At 69.2% G+C, this 1,529-nt stretch carries 2 protein-coding genes; both read right to left on the reverse strand.

Annotated features, from left to right (window positions below):
- Positions 1-497, reverse strand: a 497-nt coding sequence (gene tagF, locus AC1DOC_RS33135) for a type VI secretion system-associated protein TagF (protein ID WP_478131506.1), incomplete at its 3' end; no start/stop codon positions are given.
- Positions 494-1,529, reverse strand: a 1,036-nt coding sequence (locus AC1DOC_RS33140; protein ID WP_478131507.1) for a type VI secretion IcmF C-terminal domain-containing protein, incomplete at its 5' end; no start/stop codon positions are given. The genes AC1DOC_RS33140 and tagF, both read right to left, overlap by 4 nt.

A 1,529-nucleotide genomic window follows, 5' to 3' on the forward strand; every position in this document is an offset into this window, starting at 1 on the left:
AAGGAAAGCGACTCCACACCCCCCTCGCGTGGTGCGAGGTCATTCGCAGCAAACACCCTCTCCAGCACAGCATCGAACCGCAGCGCATCCAGATCCCCTTCAAGCCCTTCGAGCGCAGCCCGCGTCCCCCGCGCCCACCACCCCAGCGCCTGTTGCAGCGCCTCGCCCTGCAGCGCCCCGCCCGCAGAAGCATCAAGCCCCACCGCCAGCGTGAACGGAAAGTACCGCCCCACCCCATCGACCGACGGCATCAGCACGCCGATCCATGCGCCTTCGCTAACCACCTGCGGCCCGAGCGCAAAGCACCACACCGGCGCTTCGAGGTAGTGCGAAGTCCAGTCCGCATGCCGGTCGCGCAGCCGCGCCAATCCGCGCTGCAGCCACGGGTCCCACACCGAGCGAAATGACTCCGGCAGGCGCCGGTGCGCAAAGTCGCCCATGCCCGGCAGCTTGCCGAACCATCCGGGCAATGCAGAAAAAAAAGCGGCTTCGCTCACAGCCCCTCCGGACAGGAGAACTCGCGCAGCTCCTTCAAGCGGATCGGATGCTGCACGCTGTTCGTCGTCACCTCGAAGCGCGTCTTGCGCGCGCCGATCTGGAAGGTGATGAAGAACTTCTCGGGTGCATCGCCCGCTTCGAGCTGGCCGTCGTCGAGCGCGCGGAACAGCGCCCATGGCCCATCGACCGCCGCGCCCGAACTGCCGGTGGCCGAAGGCGGGCTCACCTGGATGCGCACCTGGTTGCTGCCCTTCGGGCCGGGCCACTGCACGGCCATGGGCACCACCGGCCCGTGCGCGTACTTCACGAGCTGTCCGTCGACGTCGAGGATGAACTGCGTGATGCCCGCATCCATTTCCACCGGCTTGAAGTCCAGCCGCATCGACGGGCCCCGGCCGCCGCCGCGGAAGAAGATGTCCTTGATGCGCGCGGCCCGCTCGAACTGCGCCAGCGCCTGCGTGGTGACGGCGCCGCGTTCGGCCACGGGCTTGTAGCGCCAGGGCTTGGTGCTGGTGTCGACCAGCGCGGCCAGCCGCTTCTGGAAGAACTCGTCCATCAGGCCGCCGGCGCCGAACATCTGGCCGAAGTCCTCGGGCAGCACGTCGCGCTTGCTGCTGCCCACGAAGGGGTAGCGGCCCGCGATGGCGCGGTTGCAGAAGTCGGTCACGGGACGCAGGTCCTGGCTCAGGTTGCCGCGCTCGGCCACCTGGGCCTGTGCCGCGCCCGACTGGCTCAGGTTCTCGACCATGGTGCGCACCGGCTCGGGCAGGCGGCCCGCGTCGGACTTGAGCTTGCCGGCCACGTCGCCGGGCGGCGGCGAGGTGCGGCCCTTCACGGCGGTGTCGACGGCCGTGAGGTACACATACACCTCGTTGAAGAGCTTGAGCGCATCGTCGATGGGCGCGGGCTGGTTCGGGCCGGCGGCGGTGACGAGGCGGCGCAGCGGCTCGAAGCGGTCGTCCACGATGCTCTCGATGCGCTTGCCGCTGGCCACGGCCTTGTTGGGGTCGCCGCCGAACAGGTCTTCCAGG

This window comes from Variovorax sp. 01T439_2, assembly GCF_056398445.1.